The organism is Streptomyces sp. NPDC039430 (assembly GCF_055639435.1).
Window position 1 is genome coordinate 105,321 of sequence record NZ_JBVKAK010000010.1, and the last position, 20,414, is coordinate 125,734.

Sequence of the window (20,414 nt, forward strand, 5' to 3'; positions counted from 1 at the left end):
CGGGTCAGATGCCGAACGGCGCGGCGTAGCGGACGGTTCCGCCGGGCAGCGGGTGGCCGGCGTCCAGGGTGAGGGCCATCAGGGCCTCGTCGGGGACGTCGATGCTCAGGCCGATGCCGTGGGCGGAGGCGCGGGTGAAGCCGAACCGGGGGTAGTAGGCCGGGTGGCCCAGGACGACGACGTAGTGCTCGCCCATGTCCTGGGCCGCCTTCAGGGCGGCGGCGACGGCCGCGGAGCCGGCGCCGCTCCTCTGCGACTCGGGCCGGACGGCGCACGGCGCCAGGCACAGGGCGGGGATGTCGCCGATGTGGCAGCGCGTCAGCAGGGCGTGGCCGACGGGGCGGCCGTTCCCGTCCGTGGAGACGACGGAGAGGCCCTCGATCCACGCGTCGGCGTCGGCACGCAGGGCGTCGACGAGGTCGGCCTCCGCCTCCGTACCGAAGGCGGCGAGGTTGATCTCACGGATGGCGGGGATGTCGGCGCGGGTCTCGGCACGCGTGATCCAGGTGGTGCTCATGATGGATGAAGGTCCGTTTCGGAGTGGTGATCGTGTGGACGCCCCGCCAGCTCACGCTCCCGGCGAGGGCGGACACAAGGAGATCAGCGGGGACCGGAGTACGGGGCGTTGAACCGGGGCGCGTCAGCGCCTAGGCGCCCCCCGCCTCCGGAGCGGCCGCCTTGACCGGTGCTTCGGCCGGCGTCCTGACCGGGGCTTCGGCCGGTGCCCTGACCGGGGCTTCGGGTGGCGCCTCCGCCGACGGCGCGGCCAGTGTCGTCGACGGGACCCCGCCCGTCTCCTCCTTGTCCTCCCTCAGGTCGGACAAGCCTCGCATCAGCAGCCAGTACCCCGCCCCGGCCACCGTCCCGAGGGCCGCGCACGCGCCCCAGAGCCACGCCGCGCCGAAGCGGTCGATCACGAGGCCCGACATCAGCGGCGCGACCAGGGCCGCCACCGACCAGGACATGGTGTACATGCCCTGGTAGCGCCCCCGGCCATGGACCGGCGAGAGCCGTACCACCAGCCCGGTCTGGACGGGGGCGTTGACTATCTCGGCCAGGCTCCACACGCAGACCGTCAGCGCGTAGACGGCGATCGATCCGGCGAACGCCGTCAGACCGAAGCCGTACCCCGCGAGCAACGACGAGACGATCAGCAGGCGGCGCGGGTCGCGGTGCTGGATGAAGCGGGTGACCGGGATCTGCATGACCACGATCAGGACGCCGTTGACGGCGATGGCGAAACCGTAGTCGGCGCTGGTGAACCCGTCCGCCCCCATCGCCACCGGCAGTCCGACGAAACCCTGCTGGAAGATCAGCGACACGACGAAGGACAGCGAGACGACGCTCATGAAGCGGCCGTCCCGCAGGACCGTCCCCAGCCCGATCTTCGCTTCGGGCGGCGCTGCCGTTCCGGCTTCCCTTCCGATTTCCGTTCGCGTTCCCGTTCCCGTTCGCGTTCCGGCTCCCGCCCCGGCGTTCTTTCCCGCGGCGGTGCGCGCCGGAGCCCCGCCCGGCCCCCGTTCCGGTCGGGACTCCGGCAGTTTCAGGAAGACCAGCACGGCGCAGGCGAGGGTCATCGTGGCCTCGCCCAGGAACCCCGCGAGATAGCTGTACTGCGCGACGAACCCCGCGCCGGCCGACGAGATCGCGAAGCCCAGGTTGATCGCCCAGTAGTTCAGGGAGAACGCCCGCACCCGGTCCTCGGGCTTCACGATGTCCGCCATCATCGCCTGCACGGCGGGGCGCGACGCGTTCGAGGCCATGCCGACCAGGAACGCCACGGCCGCGATCTCGGCCGGCTCCCGCGTGAAGCCGAGCAGCGCGACGGACGCGGCCGTGGACGACTGCGCGATCAGCAGCGTGGGCCGCCGGCCGAACCGGTCGGTCATCACCCCGGCGACCAGCGACGAGATGACCCCGCCGAGCCCGTGCAGCGAGGCCACCAGACCCGCGTACGAGGCGGAGTAGCCCCGGTCCAGGGTGAGATAGAGCGCCATGAACGTGGCGACGAAGGCGCCCAGCCGGTTGACCAGCGTGCTGGTCCACAGCCACCAGAACTCCCGGGGCAGCCCCGAGACGCTCTCCCTCACGGCGCGTCTCAGACCGGCGGCCGACGCGGCGGCCGATGTGGCGACGGACATGCGGAATTCCCCCGGAGACAGCGGTAGCGGCCGGACGGCCTGGTAAGTGGCCGAATGGCCAGGGGCAACTTACGTACCGTGGCCTCAAGACCGCTACTCAATTGACGGCAGACGTCAATCGAAGCCCGTCCCGCGGGTCCATTAGGCTTTGGCCCATGGCCGACGCACCGTACAAGCTGATCCTCCTCCGCCACGGCGAGAGCGAGTGGAACGCCAAGAACCTGTTCACCGGCTGGGTGGACGTCAACCTCACCGACAAGGGCGAGAAGGAAGCGGTCCGCGGCGGTGAGCTGCTCAAGGACGCCGGCCTGCTGCCGGACGTACTGCACACCTCCCTCCAGAAGCGCGCCATCCGCACCGCCCAGCTCGCGCTGGAGGCCGCCGACCGCCACTGGATCCCGGTCCAGCGCTCCTGGCGGCTGAACGAGCGCCACTACGGTGCGCTCCAGGGCAAGGACAAGGCCCAGACGCTCGCCGAGTTCGGCGAGGAGCAGTTCATGCTGTGGCGCCGTTCGTACGACACCCCGCCGCCGGCCCTGGAGGACGGCACGGAGTTCTCGCAGAGCGACGACCCGCGCTACGCCACGATCCCGAGCGAGCTGCGTCCGCGCACCGAGTGCCTCAAGGACGTCGTCGAGCGGATGCTGCCGTACTGGTACGACGCGATCGTCCCGGACCTGCTGACCGGCCGTACGGTCCTGATCGCCGCCCACGGCAACAGCCTGCGCGCGCTGGTCAAGCACCTGGACGGGGTCTCGGACGCCGACATCGCGGGCCTGAACATCCCGACCGGTATCCCGCTCGTCTACGAGCTGGACGCGGACTTCCACCCGGTCACACCGGGCGGCACGTACCTGGACGCGGACGCGGCGGCCGCCGCGATCGAGGCCGTGAAGAACCAGGGCAAGAAGAAGTAGGCCCGACGCACGCGCCGACGCGCCGACGCGCGAAAGGGCCCCGTCCGCAGTGCGACGCACTGGTGGACGGGGCCCTTCGCGTCAACCGCAGCCGCCGCCGCACTGGCATGAGCCGCCCGACTGGCAGCCGCAGCCGCAGCCCGAGCCGCAGCCGCACGCGCCGAGGACGGGCAGACGGGTCACTGGGACGGGGGCCGCGGGGGCTTCCTGTCCGGGGATGTGGGTAGGGGAATCGGCCATGGGATCCTCCTCGAAGGCGTACGTGGATGGCGCCTGAGCCCATTGCATGCCCAGGAGGGCGGGCGCATCAACGGCGCATGTGCGCAGGCGCTGCCGCGCGCTCCTTCGCGCCGTCCCGCTGTCCCGCGCGCCGCTCAGCGCTTCACGTCGCGATTTCCGCGCTCTCCCCGCGCGGTGCCCACGTTCTCCGGGCGCGGGTTTCCGCGTCCTCCCCGCGCCAGGGAGGATCCCCCGGCCCGGCCCTACGCCCCTTCGACCGGCGTGTCCACCGGCTGGATCTCGTCCGCGTGCTCACCCGTCACCAGGAAGACGACGCGCTTGGCGACCGCCACCGCGTGGTCCGCGAACCGCTCGTAGTAGCGGCCCAGCAGCGTCACGTCCACCGCCGTCTCGATGCCGTGCTTCCAGCGGTCGTCCATCAGGTGCTGGAAGAGCGTGCGGTGCAGCAGGTCCATCTCGTCGTCGTCCTGCTCCAGCTGGAGCGCCAGCTCGACGTCCTTGGTGATGATCACCTCGGCGGCCTTCGCCATCAGGCGCTGCGCCAGCTGACCCATCTCCAGGATCGTCGCGTGCAGATCGTGCGGCACCGGCGAGACCGGGAAGCGGAGCCTGGCCAGCTTGGCGACATGCTGCGCGAGGTCGCCGGAGCGCTCCAGGTCGGCGCTCATCCGCAGCGAGGTCACCACGATCCGCAGATCGGTCGCGACCGGCTGCTGCCGTGCCAGCAGCGCGATGGCCCTGGCCTCCAGGTCGTGCTGGAGGTCGTCGACCCGCTGGTCGGCGGCGATCACGCTCTCGGCGAGTTTGAGATCCGCGTCCAGCATGGCCGTGGTGGCCCGCCCGATGGCGGAACCGACCAGCCGGGCCATTTCGACCAGATCCTCGCCTATCGAGTCCAGTTCCTCGTGGTACGCGTCCCGCATGGGGTTGTCCCTCTCTTCACGTTCCTGCCCGGGGCCGGAGGCCGGGGGCTGTGCCCCCACGCTCCCACGTTCCGGCCACTACGCGTCCGGCTCCTCCCTCACAAATGAACCGGTACTTTCCCCTCGGTGAACTCTGGGCGACGAGTGTCGCAGGAGACACTCGTAGGGCTGGGAGAGCGTCCGTGACCGCGCATAACCTGGGATACATGGACGTGAACGCGGCGGTCGCCGCATTGGCAGCGATCGCCGGGGTGTGCACCGGCGTGATCGCCATGCTGGCGTTTCGCTGGAGCGAACGCGACCAGGCAAGACCCACCCGCACCTCCCTGCACACGGATGCCGTACTGCCCCCTGGCGTCGACACCGTACTGTCCGTGCTCCGTTCCTCCGCGGTCGTTCTCGACGAGAGCGACTCCGTGGTCAAGGCCAGCTCCGCGGCGTACGCGCTGGGACTGGTCAGGGGCGGCAAACTCGCTGTCGAGCCGATGCTGCACATGGCGCGCGACACCCGGCGCGACGGCGAGATAAGGCAGGTGGAGCTGGATCTCCCCCGGCGCGGTACGGGCCGGGGGGAGGCCCTGGCCGTCTCCGCCCGGGTCGCCCCGCTCGGCTCCCGCCTCGTCCTCCTTCTGGTCGAGGACCTCACGGAAGCCCGCCGTATCGAAGCGGTACGGCGCGACTTCGTGGCGAATGTCAGCCACGAACTCAAGACTCCCACCGGCGCGCTCTCCCTGCTCTCCGAGGCCGTGATGGACGCCTCGGACGACCCCGAGGCGGTCACCCGCTTCGCCGGCCGCATGCAGATCGAGGCGACCCGGCTCACCAATCTCGTACAGGAACTCATCGACCTCTCCCGGGTGCAGAACGACGACCCGCTGGATGACTCGGAGTCCGTACGGGTGGACGAACTGGTCGCCGAGGCCATCGACAGGTCCCGGCAGCCCGCGTCCACCAAACAGATCACCATGGCCTCGGGCGGTACGGCCGATCTGTATGTATGGGGTAACCGCGGCCAGCTCGCCGCCGCTCTCGGCAATCTCGTCGAGAACGCCGTCAACTACTCCCCGGCCCGCACGCGCGTCGGTATCGCCGCGCACCGCGTCTCCGCCACCGGCGGGGACCTGATCGAGATAGCCGTGACCGATCAGGGCATAGGTATCTCGGAGAAGGACCGCGAGCGGATCTTCGAACGCTTCTACCGCGTGGACCCGGCCCGCTCCCGGGCCACCGGCGGTACGGGGCTCGGCCTCGCCATCGTCAAACACGTGGCCGCCTCGCACGGCGGGGAGGTCACCGTATGGAGCTCGGAAGGCCAGGGCTCCACCTTCACCCTGAGGCTGCCCGAGGCGGGCGCCGGACGGGACCGCACACCCACCGGCCCGGACGAAGTCGACCGGAGCTATGACACTGACCCCAGCATCGAGCTGGATACCCCGACCGTGATTCCTGCCCCGGAGGTCCTTCCGTGACCCGAGTGCTCGTCGTCGAGGATGAGGAATCCTTCAGCGACGCCCTTTCCTACATGCTCCGCAAGGAAGGCTTCGAGGTCGCGATCGCGACCACCGGGCCCGCGGGGCTCGATGAGTTCGAACGCAACGGCGCCGATCTCGTCCTGCTCGACCTCATGCTGCCCGGCCTGCCGGGCACCGAGGTCTGTCGCCAGCTGCGTGGCAAGTCCAATGTCCCGGTGATCATGGTGACCGCCAAGGACAGCGAGATCGACAAGGTCGTCGGCCTGGAGATAGGGGCGGATGACTATGTCACCAAGCCCTTCTCCTCGCGGGAGCTGGTCGCCCGTATCCGCGCGGTCCTGCGCCGTCGCGGCGAGCCGGAAGAGGTGACCCCGGCCGCCCTGGAGGCGGGCCCGGTCAGGATGGACGTGGACCGTCACGTGGTGACGGTCTCCGGCGGCAAGGTCGACCTGCCGCTGAAGGAGTTCGACCTGCTGGAGATGCTGCTCCGCAACGCGGGCCGGGTGCTGACCCGGATGCAGCTGATCGACCGGGTGTGGGGCGCGGACTACGTCGGCGACACCAAGACCCTGGACGTGCACGTCAAGCGGCTCCGCGCCAAGATCGAGCCCGATCCGGGTGCCCCGCGGTATCTGGTGACGGTCCGCGGCCTCGGCTACAAGTTCGAGCCGTAAACCGGACTCCCCGGCGCCTGTGGTTCCGCGCGCGACGCGTGCGGCGCGTGACGTGTGACGCGCGTCATCCGTGGCGTGTGACGCGCGTCATCCGTGGCGTGTGACGCGCGTCATGTGCGGCGTGTGGCTGTGGTGTGGCGCCCTGCCCGGAATCCCGGGCGGGGCGCCACAGCTATGTCATGGCGTGCCCGTACCTCAGCCCGCGGCGTCGTGCGAGGCGGACGAGGAGTCCGACGGCGTGTCCGTGAGGCCGTCCTGCTGGCCGGTCCCGCCCTCGGTGCTCTCGCCTCCGGCGTTCTCGCTCCCGGCGCTCTCGCCCTCGGCACCCGCGGCGGGCGTTCCCGACGGCGAGACCGAGCTTCCCGGCGGGGTCGGCAGCGCGCTCGGGCCGACATCCTTGAAGAAGCTGTCCGCCGGCCAGACGAAGGCACGCAGCCCCACGTCGCCGGTCTTGCTGAACGTGAAGACGACCTGCTGCGCGTCGCCGTTCTTCGCGGCCTCGCGGCCGTTCTCGATCACGGCGGAGGCGTTGCCCGCGCCACCGAGCTGGACGGAGCCGTGGGCCGGCACGGTGACCGGGCCGGAGCCCTTGGCCGGCGACAGCTTCACCGTCGCGCTGGTACCGGGCAGCGTGACCGAGTCGAGGGTCTGCGCGCTCTTGCCGTTGTTGAAGACCGTGCCGGTGACGACGGCCAGGCCCTCCGCGTCGGCCTCGGGCTGGGTGACGACCGTCGCGTTCTGGATGGTGATGACGTCGACGGAGGTGGCGGCGTTGTCCGGCCTGACGCCGAGGGTCTGCGCGTTGTTGCCGGCCCCGCACGCGGAGAGCGTGGCGAGTGAGAACACGAGGGCGGTAGCGGCGAGGGCGCCGCGTCGAAGGCTGCGGCTCACGGCGGCGGCAACTCCTAGGACGTACGGACGGAGGGGCTCAGGACGAGCTGACCAACCTGGGATCGGGCTAAAGAAGCGTCAGCGGCCCTCAGGTTACCGAGCCGTTGTGGCGGCCCCGCACCCGACCCGCCCCCGACGGGTTCCGGCCGGTCCCGGCCGCGCGGGGCGCACCGGTCACCCCGTTGATCCCGCCCCCGACTCAGGCTCCGATCGCACCTCTGATCACATCTGCGATCAGCTACGTGATCTCGGTCTTTCGCACGCCGTTCACATAATGCCGGTGATCAATTCCTCCGGGCGTCGCGCATTCCTTACGAATACCGCGCGGGAGGCCATGGTGATCAAATTCAGAATCCCTCCTACTTCCGTTGTACTTCCGTAGCACTTCCCGTCGTACGAGTGACCGACATCCGAACGGAGTACGGGAAGATCGGCCCCTTGAATCCGGCAAATCGGGACGTTCAGCCTCTTCGGGTGGGGTTCCATGGTGAGTGACGCGCGTGTTTCCGTGTGCCCGCGCAGCCGCTCCGACCTGCGAATACCCCCTTCCGGAAGCCGCTCGCAGCACGTTCCTGGCGCTGTTGTCAAGCCCCGAGATGCGCCCTGACCTGCGAAAACGCCATTCAGAAGATGCCATTCTCGTGTTACCCTGGATAGCCACGGAAGGGGTACCTGTCACATGACGTTCAAGGTTGGCGACACCGTGGTCTATCCCCATCACGGGGCCGCGCTGATCGAGGCCATCGAAACGCGCCAGATCAAAGGCGTGGACAAGACCTACTTGGTGCTCAAGGTCGCCCAGGGCGACTTGACGGTGCGTGTACCGGCGGACAATGCGGAGTTCGTCGGCGTGCGCGATGTGGTCGGTCAGGACGGGCTGGACCGGGTCTTCGAGGTGCTCAGGGCACCGTACGCAGAGGAGCCGACGAACTGGTCCCGTCGCTACAAGGCAAATCTCGAGAAGCTCGCCTCCGGCGACGTCATCAAGGTCGCCGAAGTCGTGCGTGACCTGTGGCGCCGGGAGCGTGAGCGTGGACTCTCCGCAGGTGAGAAGCGCATGCTCGCCAAAGCGCGGCAGATTCTTGTCAGCGAGCTGGCTCTCGCGGAGAACACGAATGAAGACAAGGCCGAGGCTCTGCTCGACGAGGTCCTCGCGTCCTGAATATCTTGACGCAGTGAAGCACTGAATGCCGTGGTGCCCGCTGACCAGCTATAAGGAAAAGGCTGCGTCGCCGGGCGCTGCGGCATGTCCGTATACCCGCATCCCGTCCGACATTCCGTATGCATCCCCCGTACGCATTGACTTGTCGTGATGCTCGCGACACCACACAACTGTCACGAGCATGTCGCTCGCGGCCGGCGCGGTGCGTCTCGACCCGGTGTCACGGAAGGGTCCGGTCAAGGCGTCGCGCCCGGCACGCTGTGGCCATACCCATGTCGGCCGAGGAAACAAACCTGCCGGAGTGCAACCGATGTCAGAGGAAGCCAAGCCCCACCGCACCGCCGCGGTGATCCCCGCCGCAGGCCGGGGCGTACGGCTCGGTCCCGGCGCCCCCAAGGCGCTCCGCACCCTGGGCGGCACACCGATGCTGATCCACGCCGTCCGCGCGATGGCCGCGTCCCGCGCCGTCTCGCTCGTCGTCGTGGTCGCGCCGCCCGAGGGCGCCCCCGAAGTGAAGAACCTCCTCGACGACCACGCGCTGCCCGCGCGCACGGACTATCTCGTCGTACCCGGCGGCGAGACCCGCCAGGAGTCGGTACGCCTCGGCATCGAGGCCCTGCCCGACGGCATCACCACGGTCCTGGTCCATGACGCGGCCCGCCCGCTCGTGCCCGTCGATACCGTGGACGCCGTGGTCGAGGCCGTACGCGACGGAGCGCCGGCCGTCGTGCCCGCGCTGCCGCTCGCGGACACCGTCAAGCAGGTCGAGCCCCGGGCGAAGGGCGAGCCCGAGCCGGTCGTCGCCACGCCCGAGCGCGCGCTGCTGCGCGCCGTACAGACCCCGCAGGGCTTCGACCGCGAGACGCTCCAGCGCGCCCACCGGAGCGAGACGGCGGTCGGCGAGGGCGCGACGGACTGCGCCGGTATGGTCGAGCGGCTCGGCGCGCCCGTGGTGGTCGTGCCGGGACACGAGGAGGCGTTCAAGGTGACCCGGCCGCTGGATCTGGTGCTGGCCGAGGCGGTACTCGCCCGGAGGAGGGCCAACGATGGCTTCTGACAGCCGGCCGCCGATGGCCGTGGCGCTGCCGCAGGTCGGGATCGGCACCGACATCCACGCCTTCGAGGAGGGCCGCGAGCTGTGGTGCGCGGGCCTGCTCTGGGAGGGCGAGGGCCCCGGGCTCGCGGGCCACTCCGACGCGGACGTCGTCGCGCACGCGGCCTGCAACGCGCTGTTCTCCGCCGCCGGGCTCGGTGACCTGGGCGCCCACTTCGGCACCGGCCGCCCCGAGTGGTCCGGCGCGTCCGGGATCACGCTCCTCACCGAGGCCGCGAGGATCGTCCGCGCCGGGGGCTTCACGATCGGCAATGTCGCCGTACAGGTCGTGGGCGTGCGGCCGAAGATCGGCAAGCGGAGGGAAGAGGCGCAGAAGGTCCTCTCCGCGGCGGTCGGCGCGCCGGTCGCGGTCTCCGCCGCCACCTCCGACGGGCTCGGCTTCACGGGCCGGGGCGAGGGGCTGGCGGCGATCGCCACCGCGCTGGTGGTACGGAACGACTGAGCGGTACGCGGCAGACGCCCGCCGACCGACCGGCCTGAAATGCCGGTCGGCGGGCGTGGGTTGAGGGAGCATCAACGGGTACGCGAACCGGCGTCCGTCCCTCCGGATTCACCTCGTGTGCCAGGCATCAGGATTCAGGCATCAGGAAGGCAGTCATGTCAGCCGAACTCTCCGAAGAGCTCAAGCACCTCCTCGACGAGCCGATCTTCGTCAACATCGCCACCATCCAGCCCGACGGCAGCCCGCAGGTGTCGCCGGTCTGGGTGAAGCGCGACGGGAACGACGTGCTCATCTCGACGACGATCGGCCGCCGCAAGGAGAGGAACCTGCGCCGCGACCCCCGGGTGACGGTCGTCGCGCAGCCCACCGACGCCCCGTACACGTACGCGGAGATCCGCGGCACCGCGGAACTCACCACCGAGGGCGGCCAGGAGCTGATCGACGAACTGTCGCTCAAGTACACCGGCAAGCCGTACGCCGAGTTCAATCCGGCCTCCGGCGAGGACGCCGAGCGCGTGGTCGTCCGCATCACCCCGCGCAAGGTCGTCGGCCGTATCTGAGCCGGCCGTATCCGAGCCGGCCGTATCCGGCCGGTCCCGGCCGGTCCCGGCCGGTCCCGGCCGGGACCGGCCTGGGCTGGGCCGGGCGTGTCTGCGCCGGTCGAGGTCACAATTGTCACGCTTGGGTGTCCCCGTGGCCCAAAGGGTCGCGGGGCACTACCCCAGGCGCACTACCCTTGTCGCGTGACTATTCGGCTGTACGACACCGGCGCCCGGCAGATCCGTGATTTCACCCCGCTCACGCCGGGCTGTGTCTCGATCTACCTGTGTGGCGCCACCGTGCAGGCCGCCCCGCACATCGGGCACATCAGGTCGGGACTGAACTTCGACATCATGCGCCGCTGGTTCGAGTACCGCGGCTACGACGTGACGTTCATCCGCAACGTCACGGACATCGACGACAAGATCATCACCAAGTCGGCCGCCCAGGGCCGGCCGTGGTGGGCGATCGGCTACGAGAACGAGCGCGCCTTCAACGCGGGCTACGACATCCTCGGCTGCCTGCCCCCCACCTACGAACCGCGCGCCACCGGCCACATCACCGAGATGATCGAGATGATGCGGGGCCTGATCGAGCGCGGTCACGCGTACGAGGCCGACGGCAACGTCTACTTCGACGTCCGCTCCTTCCCGGGCTACCTGGAGCTGTCCAACCAGGACCTGGACGATCTGCGCCAGCCCTCCGGCGAGGGCGAGACCGGCAAGCGCGACCAGCGGGATTTCGCCATGTGGAAGGCCGCCAAGCCCGGCGAGCCCTCCTGGGAGACCCCCTGGGGACGCGGCCGGCCCGGCTGGCATCTGGAGTGCTCGGCGATGGCCCACAAGTACCTGGGCACCGTCTTCGACATCCACGGCGGTGGCATCGACCTGATCTTCCCGCACCACGAGAACGAGATCGCGCAGGCCAAGGGGTACGGCGACGAGTTCGCCAAGTACTGGGTGCACAACGCCTGGGTCACCATGAGCGGCGAGAAGATGTCCAAGTCGCTCGGCAACTCGGTGCTGGTCTCCGAGATGGTCAAGCACTGGCGTCCGATCGTGCTGCGCTACTACCTCGGCACCCCGCACTACCGCTCGATGATCGAGTACAGCGAGGAGGCCCTGCGCGAGGCGGAGTCCGCCTTCGCGCGGATCGAGGGCTTCGTCCAGCGCGTGGTGGAGAAGGCCGGGGGGATCGTGGACGCGGCGGACGAGGTGCCGCCCGCCTTCGCCGAGGCCATGGACGACGACCTCGGCGTCCCGCAGGCGCTGGCGGTCGTCCACACCACCGTCCGGCAGGGCAACTCCGCGCTGGCCGCCGACGACAAGGAAGCGGCCGTCGCCCGGCTCGCCGAGGTACGGGCCATGCTCGGCGTCCTCGGTCTGGACCCGCTCGACCCGCACTGGGCCGGCGAGACGGACCGGGGTGACGATCTGCACGGCGTCGTGGACACGCTCGTACGGCTCGTGCTGGAACAGCGCGAGGCGGCGCGCGGCCGCAAGGACTGGGCCTCCGCCGACGCCATCCGGGACCAGCTCCAGCAGACCGGACTCGTCATCGAGGACGGCCCTTCGGGCCCGCGCTGGACGCTCGGACCGCGCTGACCTGGGCATCTGTGCCGCCCGGTCCGCCGGGCGGCACACTTGCGTACGCTGACGCGTGGAACTTGACGTGGCGCACGCACGTCCGACATACGTCCAGGCGCCCTCCGAAGCATTTCCAGAAGCACTTCTGAAGCAACGAAACAGGTAGGTCATGGCCGGGAACAGCCAGCGCAGGAACCGCCGCACGTCCAACAAGAAGGGCGCGCAGGTCGGCAGCGGTGGCAAGCGACGCCGCGGGCTTGAGGGCAAGGGCCCGACCCCGCCCGCGTCCGCGCGCAAGGGCCATGTCCAGAACCGCGCCGCCAACTCCAAGGCCAAGCAGGCCGCCCGCCGCCAGGTGGCGCGCCGAGGCGGCAAGGGCACCAGCGAGATGGTCGTCGGCCGCAACCCCGTCTTCGAGGCGCTGCGCGACGGCGTGCCCGCCTCGATGCTCTACGTACAGCAGTTCATCGACAACGACGAGCGCGTCCGCGAGGCGCTCCAGCTCGCGGCCGACCGCGGCGGCATCCATCTGATGGAGGCGCCCAAGCCCGAGCTGGACCGGATGACGAACGGCCTGAACCACCAGGGCCTCGTCCTCCAGGTCCCGCCGTACGAGTACGCCCACCCCGACGACCTCGCCGCGGCGGCCTTCGACGACGGCGAGGACCCGCTGATCGTCGCGCTCGACGGGGTCACCGACCCGCGCAACCTCGGCGCGGTCGTCCGTTCCGTCTCCGCTTTCGGCGGACACGGCGTCGTCGTACCGGAGCGGCGCGCCGCCGGGATGACGGCCGGTGCCTGGAAGTCGTCGGCCGGTACGGCGGCCCGTACGCCGGTCGCCCGCTGCACCAACCTCACCCGCACGCTGGAGGCGTACCAGAAGGCGGGCCTGACCGTCGTCGGCCTCGCGGCGGACGGCGAGGCGGAGGTCGGTGACCTCGCGGCCCTCGGCGGGCCCGTCGTGATCGTCGTCGGCAGCGAGGGCAAGGGGCTGTCCCGGCTGGTCGGCGAGACCTGCGACTTCCGGGTCAGGATCCCGATGCCCGGCGGCGCCGAGTCGCTGAACGCCGGTGTCGCCGCGGGAGTGGTGCTGTACGAGGCGTCGCGCCGCAGGTCCTGAGGGGTGCCGGGGGTGTGTGACCGGACACCCTTCAGGAGTGCCCGGGGGCCTGTGACCGGGCCTCCGTGGTGATCTTGACGGGTCTCGGACATTTCCCGCGCGTCAAGGCAGTGTCCTAAACACAAGTCACTCGGTTAGATGAGTGTGGACACCAGAACGCCCCGGCCCGGGTTCGACGATCAGCCCCCGCTGAGCATGCTCAAAGTGGACTGCGACCCCGCGCAGGTCATCGTGAACCACGCCAGCTTCCGGGTGAAGCTCGCATCGCCCCAGCGCCCCGGCGCCGCGCGCGCCGCGGCCGCGGACTCCGCGCGTATGCCCGCCATGAGCGGCGGGGGCGGCGGGGGCGGTGGAGGAGGAGCGCGCCGCAGGGCGCCCGTCGTCTGGAGCGGAAAGTCCGAGCCGGGGGACCCCGGAGCCAGCGGACTCCTCCAGGCGGTACGGAACTCCTCCGCGCTGCCGGCCCGCGGCGGGTACCGCGACACGCCCGGTCTGCCCGACGTACCCGGAAGGGGGTACGACAGCGGCGCCACGCAGGTCATCCCACGGATCGGCGTCGACGGCGAGTCGACGGTACCGACACCCGTCGTCGGTGCCCCGCGCGTCGGCGTACCGGCGCCGTCCGGTCCTCGCACCGCCGCCACACCGCTGCTGCCGCCCATGCGGCAGGCGGTCGGCGCGTACGACACGGCCTACGACGCCGATTCCCGCCGCGACTCGCGCTACGGCTCCCGGTACGACTCCGGCTACGACGCCGGATACGACGCGCCCGACGAGGAGCCGTACGAGCTCGGCCCCGACGCCGACGACCGGGACCGCTTCCCGCGGCACGGCGCGGAGGGGGCACGCGCCGCCGACGCGGGCGTACGGCACGCGTACTACCCCGGCCGCCGGATGAACCTCGGCGTGGTGCTGCTCCCGCTCCGCGTCTTCCTCGGCTTCATCTCGATCTACGCCGGCATGGGCAAGCTCTGCGACCCCGTCTACTTCGACGGCGGCGAGCGCGGCTCGATGGTGAAGTGGCTCAACTCCCTGCACCCCTGGGCCCTCGCGGAGCCGCTGCGGGACTTCGCGCTCTCGCACCCCGTCGGCGCGGGCCTCAGCGTCGCCTTCCTCCAGATCGTGGTCGGCGTACTGACGGTCCTCGGCCTCTGGCAGCGGGTCGCCGCCTCTGTCGGGGCGCTGCTCTCGGCGGCGCTGCTGCTCACCGTCAGCTGGCGGACCGTCCCGGCGTACGACGCGCCCGACATCATCTACCTCGCGGCCTGGTCCCCGCTGATCATCGCGGGCGCCCCGGTCTACTCCGTGGACGGCAGGCTCGCGGGCGAGGCGTGGCGCAGGCTCGGACCGCGCTCCGAGATCTGGGATCTGCGGCGCCGGGTGCTGCGCCGGGGCGCGGTCGTGGCGACCGTCGTCATCGGCCTCACGCTGCTGGTCGGTTCGGTCCTGGGCGGAGCCGTACGGTCCTCCGAGATGGTGACCGTGCCCGGACCCAACGTGGACCCGGTCAACCAGCTGCCGGGCGTCCCGCTGCCGCAGAAGCGCGGCGGAGGGACGAGCAGCGCGTCCGGCTCGCCCGACAGCGGGGGCGCCAAGGGCGGCGCCTCGTCCGAACCGTCGGCCACCCGCTCGGGCAGCCCCACAGCCCCGCAGACCGCGCCGGGCAGCGACGGGCAGGTCCGCGAGAGCGGCGGTGCCACGACGGGTACGGGACGGACGCGGCAACAGCAGCCCAGCCAGACGCAGGGGACGGTTCAGCAGGCCCCGCGGACGGCGGAGCAGGCCCCGCCGCCGTCCAGCAGCCAGGGACCGTCCTCCACGGGCGGCGCGGGCGACGGGAGCGGCGGAGGAAGCGGCAGCGGCAGCGGCGGCGACGGGGGATCCGGCACCGGAGGCTCGTCCTCGGGCGGCGGCAACCGCAACCCGATCGGCGGCCTGCTCGGCTGACGCCGTACGGGGACGCCCGGTACCGGGGCTGGGACCTGTACCGGGACGAGTGAGCCCCGTACGGAGACGACCGAGACCAGAAGTGAGGGGCGGCCACCCCGGTCGGGTGGCCGCCCCTCTGACGTGCTCGTGCTCGTGCCGTGCTCGTGCCGTGCTTGTGGTGTGCGCGTGAGGCGTCTCAGGAGCCGCCGTCAGCGTCCTACCGGGCTCCCGGGGCTCCCGGGGCTGCCGAGGCTCCCGGGGCCGCCAGGGCTGCCAAGGGGCCCGGGACGCCCGGGGCCGCCCGGACCGCCGGAAGCCAGCTCCTTGGCCGCCTCCGTGAGGTCCTTCGCGGTGTCGATGGCCCGCCAGTACGCCCCGTTCGGCAGCGGATAGCCCGCCAGCCGGCGCTGCCGCGCCAGCCGGGGGAAAGTGGTCCGCTCGTGGTCGCCGCGGTCGGGCAGCAACTCGACGAAGCCCGAGGAGAACACGTACACGCCCGCGTTGATCAGATACGGCGACGGGGGCGACTCGATGAAGTCGAGGACATGGCCGAACTCGTCCGTCTCGACGGCCCCCCACGGAATGCGCGGCCGGGCGAGGGCGAGCGTCGCGGTCGCGTCGCGCTCGGAGTGGAACGCGGCCATCTCGCGCAGCGAGAAACGTGTCCAGATATCGCCATTGGTGGCGTACCAGGGCTGATCGGGGGCGGGCAGGCGCGCGGCGGCGTACTTGAGGCCGCCGCCGCGCCCCAGGGGCTCGGACTCCACCACGGTGGTGACACGCAGCGGAAGATCCGCCGAGTCCAGCCATTCCTGGAGGACTTCGGCGAGATGGCCGCACGAGATGACGACATCGGTCACGCCCTCGGCGGCGAGCCAGGACAGCTGATGGCCGATGATCGGGGTCCCTGTTCCGGGGATCTCGACCATCGGCTTGGGCCGGTCATCGGTGTACGGGCGCAGCCGCGACCCCTGGCCGCCCGCGAGAACCACGGCCTGCGTCGGATACGTATGCATGCCGTGAACGATAGGCGGGGCGGGCAGGGAGCAGGCGGTCAGCTCCCCGCGGACTGCTGGGAGACGCCGTACGCGAACGATGTGTCGCACACGGGACGCGAGAAGGACTGCGCGCGCGTGGGGCCGTAGGAGGCCACGGCGGCGCGGCCGAGGGCCCGCGCGATCGACATGCAGTGCTTGGCGAGCGAGGGACGCTCCTCGACCTGCCGCTGAAGGTGCGTCAGGGCGATGCCGGGATCCTTCTCCTGCAACTCCACGAGGAGCTGGTCGCGGAGGATGTCCTGGGGCGTACGGGACTTGGCCCGGACCGAGGCGGTGTCCGAAGAGGCGGTCAGGACCTGCGACTCGGAGGTGCTGGCCGCCCACGGGACACGGGCGACCGCGAGGGTCCCGGAGAGCACCAGGACGACGGGCAGTACGAGAGCGAGAGTTCGGCCGATACGGCGGGCTGTGTGGGTCACGCAGGCGAGCGTAGCGGGCAGTAATGATTTGGCGACATTTAGTCACTCGTGTGAGGGATGGTTCGACCGGGCTTTTCGAATCGGGCGTTGACACCCCCTGTCCGAAATGGCCTGTCTGCCGGGGTATTTGTTGTCACACGCGGACGGCCCCGCACCGGAGTGCGGGGCCGTGCGGACGGATTCGGGCCGGGAGGCGCTGCGGGCGCGTCAGCCGTCCGGCCTGAGCGCCGGGGTCGGCGCTCGGCCGGCTCGCTCGGTCAGCTCGTTCAGTCGGTCAGGCGCTCGCCGGTCGAGGTCGAGAAGACGTGCGTCTCACCGGCGCGCGGGACGACGTGCAGCTTGGCGCCCTTCTCCGGTACGGCGCGGCCGTTCACGCGGACCACGAGGTCCTTCTTCTCGCTGCCCAGGTCGGCGGTGCCGTAGACGTAACCGTCGGCGCCCAGCTCCTCGACGACGTTGACGGTCACGGCCAGACCGGCCGGAGCGTCCTTGGAGAGCGCGTTGCCGGCGCCGCTCTCCTCGGCGAGGTCGAAGTGCTCGGGGCGGACACCGACCGTGACGGTCTTGTCACCCTTGTCCGCGGCCGCGGCGAGCGCGTCACGGGAGACCGGGACGACGCTGTTGCCGAACTTCACACCACCATCGGTGATCGGCACCTCGACCAGGTTCATGGCCGGGGAGCCGATGAAGCCGGCGACGAAGAGGTTGTTGGGGCGGTCGTACATGTTGCGCGGCGAGTCGACCTGCTGGAGCAGACCGTCCTTGAGGACCGCCACGCGGTCGCCCATGGTCATGGCCTCGACCTGGTCGTGGGTCACGTAGACGGTGGTGATGCCGAGGCGGCGCTGGAGCGACGCGATCTGCGTACGGGTGGAGACACGGAGCTTGGCGTCGAGGTTCGACAGCGGCTCGTCCATGAGGAACACCTGCGGCTCACGCACGATGGCGCGCCCCATCGCGACACGCTGCCGCTGACCACCGGAGAGCGCCTTCGGCTTGCGGTCGAGGTACTCGCTGAGGTCGAGGATCTTCGCGGCCTCCTCGACCTTCTTGCGGATCTCCGCCTTGTTCACGCCGGCGATCTTGAGCGCGAAGCCCATGTTGTCGGCGACGGACATGTGCGGGTACAGCGCGTAGTTCTGGAACACCATGGCGATGTCCCGGTCCTTCGGCGGCAGATGCGTGACATCGCGGTCACCGATCCGGATGGCGCCGCCGTTGACGTCCTCAAGACCCGCGAGCATGCGCAGGGAGGTCGACTTGCCGCAGCCGGACGGACCGACGAGGACGAGGAACTCGCCATCCTCGATCTCGATCTCCAGCTGGTCGACAGCGGGCTTGGTGGAACCCGGGTAGACGCGGGTTGCCTTGTCGAACGAGACAGTTGCCATGGCGATGTGTCCCCTCACCGGCAGGAACGTGCCGGACGATCCGAGTAAAGGAGTGGGTCCTCCGCCGGGAGGCGGGGGATGGGTCTAGTCCACCTGGGTGAACTTGAGGTGACGGTACCTGGCCGTCAGTGATCTGTCAGTAGTCCTGCGCGAACGAAATTTCTGGCGGGGCGGTGATCGAAGCCGGTTACACTGCTCGGGCACGCCTCCTTAGCTCAGTTGGCCAGAGCAACGCACTTGTAATGCGTAGGTCGTCGGTTCGAATCCGACAGGGGGCTCCGCGAGGAAGGCCAGGCCGGAAGTTTCCGGCCTGGCCTTCTTTTTTTGTGGCCCTGCGTCGTCCGCGCGCTTGGCAAGAAGTTGACAAGCCTTGGCAAGTAATCTTACTGTTCTGTGTCAAAGGTCAAGGGGGATGTCATGCAGATGAACTACGCGGGGGCGGCGGAAGTGCGCCGTGTTATTCACGACGCACGGCGGGAGGTCATCCTGTCGATGCCCTCCACCGGTCCCGTCCAGGGGCAGGTGGACATCGCCGCCGTCCACAGCGTCAGCGGCAACGCGGGCGTGAGCGTGAAGATCTACGTTCCGGCGGGCTCGGCGGGGCGGGGCGGGGGGCTGGATCGTGGTTTCGCGGAGTTGCTCAGGCAGGGGGTGCAGGTCCACACGGCGGCCGGGGGGAATCCGCGCATGGCGATCATCGACCGGTCCGTCGTCGTTCTGGCCCGCAACGAGGAGGACTACAGCGACGGCGCCCTCATCGGGCGCAGTGTGCCCTTCACGCTCCTGCTCGCACGTTCCCTGACGATGCGTCCGCCGGCCGACGAACAGGGGGAGGCGTTCCCGGCGGACGACGACGGGCTGCCTCCCGTTTCCCGTGGGGTGCTGCGTCAGCTGGCGCTCGGCGCCAAGGACGAGACGGCCGCCCGTGAGATGGGGATGGCCCTGCGTACGTATCGGAGGGGTGTGGCCCAGCTGATGGAGACGCTCGACGCGCGCAGCCGCTTCCAGGCGGGGTTCGTGGCCGGCCAGCGCGGACTGCTTCAGTAGCCGGCCGCTTCGGTGGCCTCGGCCCCTTCCGGTCCCGGATGGCTGCTTCGTCCGTCCTCGTACCGCCGCCGCGCGAACCTCACTTCGCCGTCTCCGTCACCGCCGCCCCGTCCTCCTCGGCAGCCGCCGCCAGGGCTGCCTCCACCTTGCGGTTCGAGGTCATCGTCAGGCTGATCAGCGTGCTCGCCGCGAGGAAGACCGCGCCGACGAGGTACGGGGTGCGCAGGCCGCTGACCGTCGCGAGCCAGCCGCCGAGCAGCGCCCCCAGCGGGGCCACACCCAGGGCCAGCAGACGTCCGGCCGCGGCGACCCGGCCCATCAGCTCGTCCGGCACGATCGCCTGCCGGACCGAGCCTGACAGCACGATCGTTCCGCTCAGGGCCGCCGCCCGCACGGCCAGCGCGACGCCCACCAGGACCGCGCTGTCGGTCAGGCCGATGGAGGTCTGGGCGACGGTGAGCAGCACCGCCGTCAGGATGAGCGCGCCGCCCGTGCCCAGCCGGTCGCTGATCCATCCCGAAAGCATGCTGCCGAGGAAGCCGCCCACGGCCTCGCAGGAGAGCAGGATGCCGAATCCGGTGGCTCCCAGGTGCAGTTCCTCCTGCGCGAACAGGACGAAGACCGCCGCGCCCGCGCTGAAGGCGAAGTTGCCGAACGCGGGGCGCAGGGACAGGCCGAGCAGGAGGGGGTTGCGCAGCAGGTACCCGGCGCCGGCCGCGGCCTCCTTGAGCAGCGAGCCGCGCGCGGGGCGGGGCCGGGGCGCCGTGGCGGGCAGGGAGCGGATGACGAGCGAGCTGAAGGCGAACGTCACGGCGTCCACGAGCAGCGGAACGGTCCGCCCCAGGGTGAACAGCAACGAGCCGGCGGGCGGTCCGACGAACCCGTCCAGGACGTCGACCGACCCGCGCAGCCGCGCGTTGGCCCGCTTCAGCATCCCGGGGTCGCGGTCCAGCAGTTCCGGGATGTACGCGGTCGCCGCCGTGTCGAACAGGATCTGCCCGATGCCCAGCAGGAAGGCCAGGGCGATCAGCAGCGGGACGCTGAGCCAGCCGGCCGCGGCGCCGGCCACCGCGGCGACCAGCAGCAGCGCGCGGGCCGCGTCGGTCAGCCACATCGTGTTCCGCCGGTCCCACCGGTCCACGAGCGCGCCGCCCACCAGTCCGAACAGCAGCCACGGCAGCAGGGCCGCCGCGGAGATCACGGACAGCAGCATCGGGTCCCGGGTCAGGCTCGCGGCGAGCAGGGGCAGGGCGGTCAGGTAGACGCCGTCGCCGAACGACGAGGCGGACGCGGCCGCCCAGACTCGCCGGAAGGCCTTTGGCAGGGGCGGGTTGCTGCCCATCTTCTC

The 20,414-nt window shown here is 70.6% G+C and carries 19 protein-coding genes and 1 tRNA gene; 12 read left to right on the forward strand and 8 right to left on the reverse strand.

The window, feature by feature from the left end; all coding sequences use genetic code 11:
- Positions 1-4: 4 nt before the first annotated feature.
- Together ACZ7LS_RS24995 and ACZ7LS_RS25000 are read right to left on the reverse strand one after the other, a co-directional pair.
- Positions 5-517: a GNAT family N-acetyltransferase gene (locus ACZ7LS_RS24995; RefSeq protein WP_382666992.1), complete on the reverse strand. Its 513-nt coding sequence runs from the start codon at positions 515-517 to the stop codon at positions 5-7.
- A 130-nt stretch (positions 518-647) separates the two neighbouring features.
- Positions 648-2,141, reverse strand: a complete 1,494-nt coding sequence (locus ACZ7LS_RS25000; protein WP_382523980.1) for an MDR family MFS transporter — start codon at positions 2,139-2,141, stop codon at positions 648-650.
- A 155-nt stretch (positions 2,142-2,296) separates the two neighbouring features.
- Here ACZ7LS_RS25000 and ACZ7LS_RS25005 point away from each other — a divergent pair, with 155 nt between their 5' ends.
- Entirely contained in the window at positions 2,297-3,058 is a 762-nt protein-coding gene (locus ACZ7LS_RS25005; RefSeq protein ID WP_030353391.1) for a phosphoglyceromutase, read from the forward strand.
- A 482-nt stretch (positions 3,059-3,540) separates the two neighbouring features.
- On the opposite strand, the gene phoU is transcribed toward ACZ7LS_RS25005, so the two are convergent.
- On the reverse strand, positions 3,541-4,221 hold the full coding sequence (phoU, locus tag ACZ7LS_RS25010; protein WP_030353390.1) for a phosphate signaling complex protein PhoU: 681 nt from the start codon (positions 4,219-4,221) through the stop codon (positions 3,541-3,543).
- A 206-nt stretch (positions 4,222-4,427) separates the two neighbouring features.
- Between phoU and phoR the strand changes: the two genes are divergently transcribed.
- Both phoR and phoP read left to right on the forward strand, forming a co-directional pair.
- Positions 4,428-5,690, forward strand: coding sequence for a two-component system sensor histidine kinase PhoR (gene phoR / locus ACZ7LS_RS25015; protein WP_382523982.1), 1,263 nt, complete (start codon positions 4,428-4,430; stop codon positions 5,688-5,690).
- A 5-nt stretch (positions 5,691-5,695) separates the two neighbouring features.
- Positions 5,696-6,367: a two-component system response regulator PhoP gene (phoP, locus tag ACZ7LS_RS25020; protein ID WP_023540733.1), complete on the forward strand. Its 672-nt coding sequence runs from the start codon at positions 5,696-5,698 to the stop codon at positions 6,365-6,367.
- A gap of 195 nt (positions 6,368-6,562) precedes the next feature.
- Here phoP and ACZ7LS_RS25025 read toward each other — a convergent pair whose 3' ends face one another.
- Entirely contained in the window at positions 6,563-7,258 is a 696-nt protein-coding gene (locus ACZ7LS_RS25025) for a copper chaperone PCu(A)C domain-containing protein (protein WP_382523986.1), read from the reverse strand.
- Between the two features lie 679 nt (positions 7,259-7,937).
- On the opposite strand from ACZ7LS_RS25025, the gene ACZ7LS_RS25030 reads away from it, so the two are divergent.
- From ACZ7LS_RS25030 to ACZ7LS_RS25060, 7 genes are all read left to right on the forward strand, one after another.
- Positions 7,938-8,420, forward strand: coding sequence for a CarD family transcriptional regulator (locus tag ACZ7LS_RS25030; RefSeq protein ID WP_003953493.1), 483 nt, complete (start codon positions 7,938-7,940; stop codon positions 8,418-8,420).
- A gap of 310 nt (positions 8,421-8,730) precedes the next feature.
- Positions 8,731-9,477 (forward strand): 2-C-methyl-D-erythritol 4-phosphate cytidylyltransferase, encoded by a 747-nt coding sequence (gene ispD / locus ACZ7LS_RS25035; RefSeq protein ID WP_382523989.1) that lies wholly within the window; start codon positions 8,731-8,733, stop codon positions 9,475-9,477.
- Positions 9,467-9,976, forward strand: coding sequence for a 2-C-methyl-D-erythritol 2,4-cyclodiphosphate synthase (ispF, locus tag ACZ7LS_RS25040; RefSeq protein ID WP_382523992.1), 510 nt, complete (start codon positions 9,467-9,469; stop codon positions 9,974-9,976). Before ispD ends, ispF begins: the two co-directional genes overlap by 11 nt.
- 155 nt (positions 9,977-10,131) lie before the next feature.
- Positions 10,132-10,536 carry a PPOX class F420-dependent oxidoreductase gene (locus ACZ7LS_RS25045; protein ID WP_382523994.1) on the forward strand — a complete coding sequence of 135 codons (405 nt, stop codon included), beginning with the start codon at positions 10,132-10,134 and terminating at the stop codon, positions 10,534-10,536.
- A gap of 183 nt (positions 10,537-10,719) precedes the next feature.
- Positions 10,720-12,120 (forward strand): cysteine--tRNA ligase, encoded by a 1,401-nt coding sequence (gene cysS, locus ACZ7LS_RS25050; protein WP_382523997.1) that lies wholly within the window; start codon positions 10,720-10,722, stop codon positions 12,118-12,120.
- A gap of 151 nt (positions 12,121-12,271) precedes the next feature.
- Entirely contained in the window at positions 12,272-13,222 is a 951-nt protein-coding gene (rlmB, locus tag ACZ7LS_RS25055; protein ID WP_382523998.1) for a 23S rRNA (guanosine(2251)-2'-O)-methyltransferase RlmB, read from the forward strand.
- A 138-nt stretch (positions 13,223-13,360) separates the two neighbouring features.
- Complete coding sequence (locus tag ACZ7LS_RS25060; RefSeq protein ID WP_382666979.1) at positions 13,361-15,169, forward strand: DoxX family protein; 1,809 nt, start codon at positions 13,361-13,363, stop codon at positions 15,167-15,169.
- 191 nt (positions 15,170-15,360) lie between these two features.
- Here ACZ7LS_RS25060 and ACZ7LS_RS25065 read toward each other — a convergent pair whose 3' ends face one another.
- From ACZ7LS_RS25065 to ACZ7LS_RS25075, 3 genes are all read right to left on the reverse strand, one after another.
- Positions 15,361-16,167 (reverse strand): nucleotidyltransferase family protein, encoded by an 807-nt coding sequence (locus tag ACZ7LS_RS25065; RefSeq protein WP_385135010.1) that lies wholly within the window; start codon positions 16,165-16,167, stop codon positions 15,361-15,363.
- Positions 16,168-16,205: 38 nt separating this feature from the next.
- Complete coding sequence (locus ACZ7LS_RS25070) at positions 16,206-16,628, reverse strand: hypothetical protein (protein ID WP_382524005.1); 423 nt, start codon at positions 16,626-16,628, stop codon at positions 16,206-16,208.
- 266 nt (positions 16,629-16,894) lie between these two features.
- Complete coding sequence (locus tag ACZ7LS_RS25075) at positions 16,895-18,019, reverse strand: ABC transporter ATP-binding protein (RefSeq protein ID WP_382524007.1); 1,125 nt, start codon at positions 18,017-18,019, stop codon at positions 16,895-16,897.
- Positions 18,020-18,223: 204 nt separating this feature from the next.
- On the opposite strand from ACZ7LS_RS25075, the gene ACZ7LS_RS25080 reads away from it, so the two are divergent.
- A tRNA-Thr gene (locus tag ACZ7LS_RS25080) sits at positions 18,224-18,297 on the forward strand.
- A gap of 139 nt (positions 18,298-18,436) precedes the next feature.
- Entirely contained in the window at positions 18,437-19,066 is a 630-nt protein-coding gene (locus tag ACZ7LS_RS25085) for a hypothetical protein (RefSeq protein WP_382524009.1), read from the forward strand.
- Between the two features lie 79 nt (positions 19,067-19,145).
- Here ACZ7LS_RS25085 and ACZ7LS_RS25090 read toward each other — a convergent pair whose 3' ends face one another.
- Positions 19,146-20,408, reverse strand: a complete 1,263-nt coding sequence (locus tag ACZ7LS_RS25090) for an MFS transporter (protein ID WP_382524011.1) — start codon at positions 20,406-20,408, stop codon at positions 19,146-19,148.
- Between the last annotated feature and the right edge of the window lie 6 nt (positions 20,409-20,414).

Coding starts and splice junctions, on each gene's coding strand:
- rlmB (WP_382523998.1), top strand. CDS start 12,272: ATGGCCGGGAACAGCCAGCGCAGGAACCGCCGCACGTCCAACAAGAAG.
- ACZ7LS_RS24995 (WP_382666992.1), bottom strand. CDS start 517: ATGAGCACCACCTGGATCACGCGTGCCGAGACCCGCGCCGACATCCCC.
- ispD (WP_382523989.1), top strand. CDS start 8,731: ATGTCAGAGGAAGCCAAGCCCCACCGCACCGCCGCGGTGATCCCCGCC.
- ACZ7LS_RS25030 (WP_003953493.1), top strand. CDS start 7,938: ATGACGTTCAAGGTTGGCGACACCGTGGTCTATCCCCATCACGGGGCC.
- ACZ7LS_RS25060 (WP_382666979.1), top strand. CDS start 13,361: ATGAGTGTGGACACCAGAACGCCCCGGCCCGGGTTCGACGATCAGCCC.
- phoU (WP_030353390.1), bottom strand. CDS start 4,221: ATGCGGGACGCGTACCACGAGGAACTGGACTCGATAGGCGAGGATCTG.
- ACZ7LS_RS25045 (WP_382523994.1), top strand. CDS start 10,132: ATGTCAGCCGAACTCTCCGAAGAGCTCAAGCACCTCCTCGACGAGCCG.
- ispF (WP_382523992.1), top strand. CDS start 9,467: ATGGCTTCTGACAGCCGGCCGCCGATGGCCGTGGCGCTGCCGCAGGTC.
- phoR (WP_382523982.1), top strand. CDS start 4,428: ATGGACGTGAACGCGGCGGTCGCCGCATTGGCAGCGATCGCCGGGGTG.
- ACZ7LS_RS25090 (WP_382524011.1), bottom strand. CDS start 20,408: ATGGGCAGCAACCCGCCCCTGCCAAAGGCCTTCCGGCGAGTCTGGGCG.
- ACZ7LS_RS25085 (WP_382524009.1), top strand. CDS start 18,437: ATGCAGATGAACTACGCGGGGGCGGCGGAAGTGCGCCGTGTTATTCAC.
- ACZ7LS_RS25005 (WP_030353391.1), top strand. CDS start 2,297: ATGGCCGACGCACCGTACAAGCTGATCCTCCTCCGCCACGGCGAGAGC.
- ACZ7LS_RS25000 (WP_382523980.1), bottom strand. CDS start 2,141: ATGTCCGTCGCCACATCGGCCGCCGCGTCGGCCGCCGGTCTGAGACGC.
- ACZ7LS_RS25075 (WP_382524007.1), bottom strand. CDS start 18,019: ATGGCAACTGTCTCGTTCGACAAGGCAACCCGCGTCTACCCGGGTTCC.
- ACZ7LS_RS25065 (WP_385135010.1), bottom strand. CDS start 16,167: ATGCATACGTATCCGACGCAGGCCGTGGTTCTCGCGGGCGGCCAGGGG.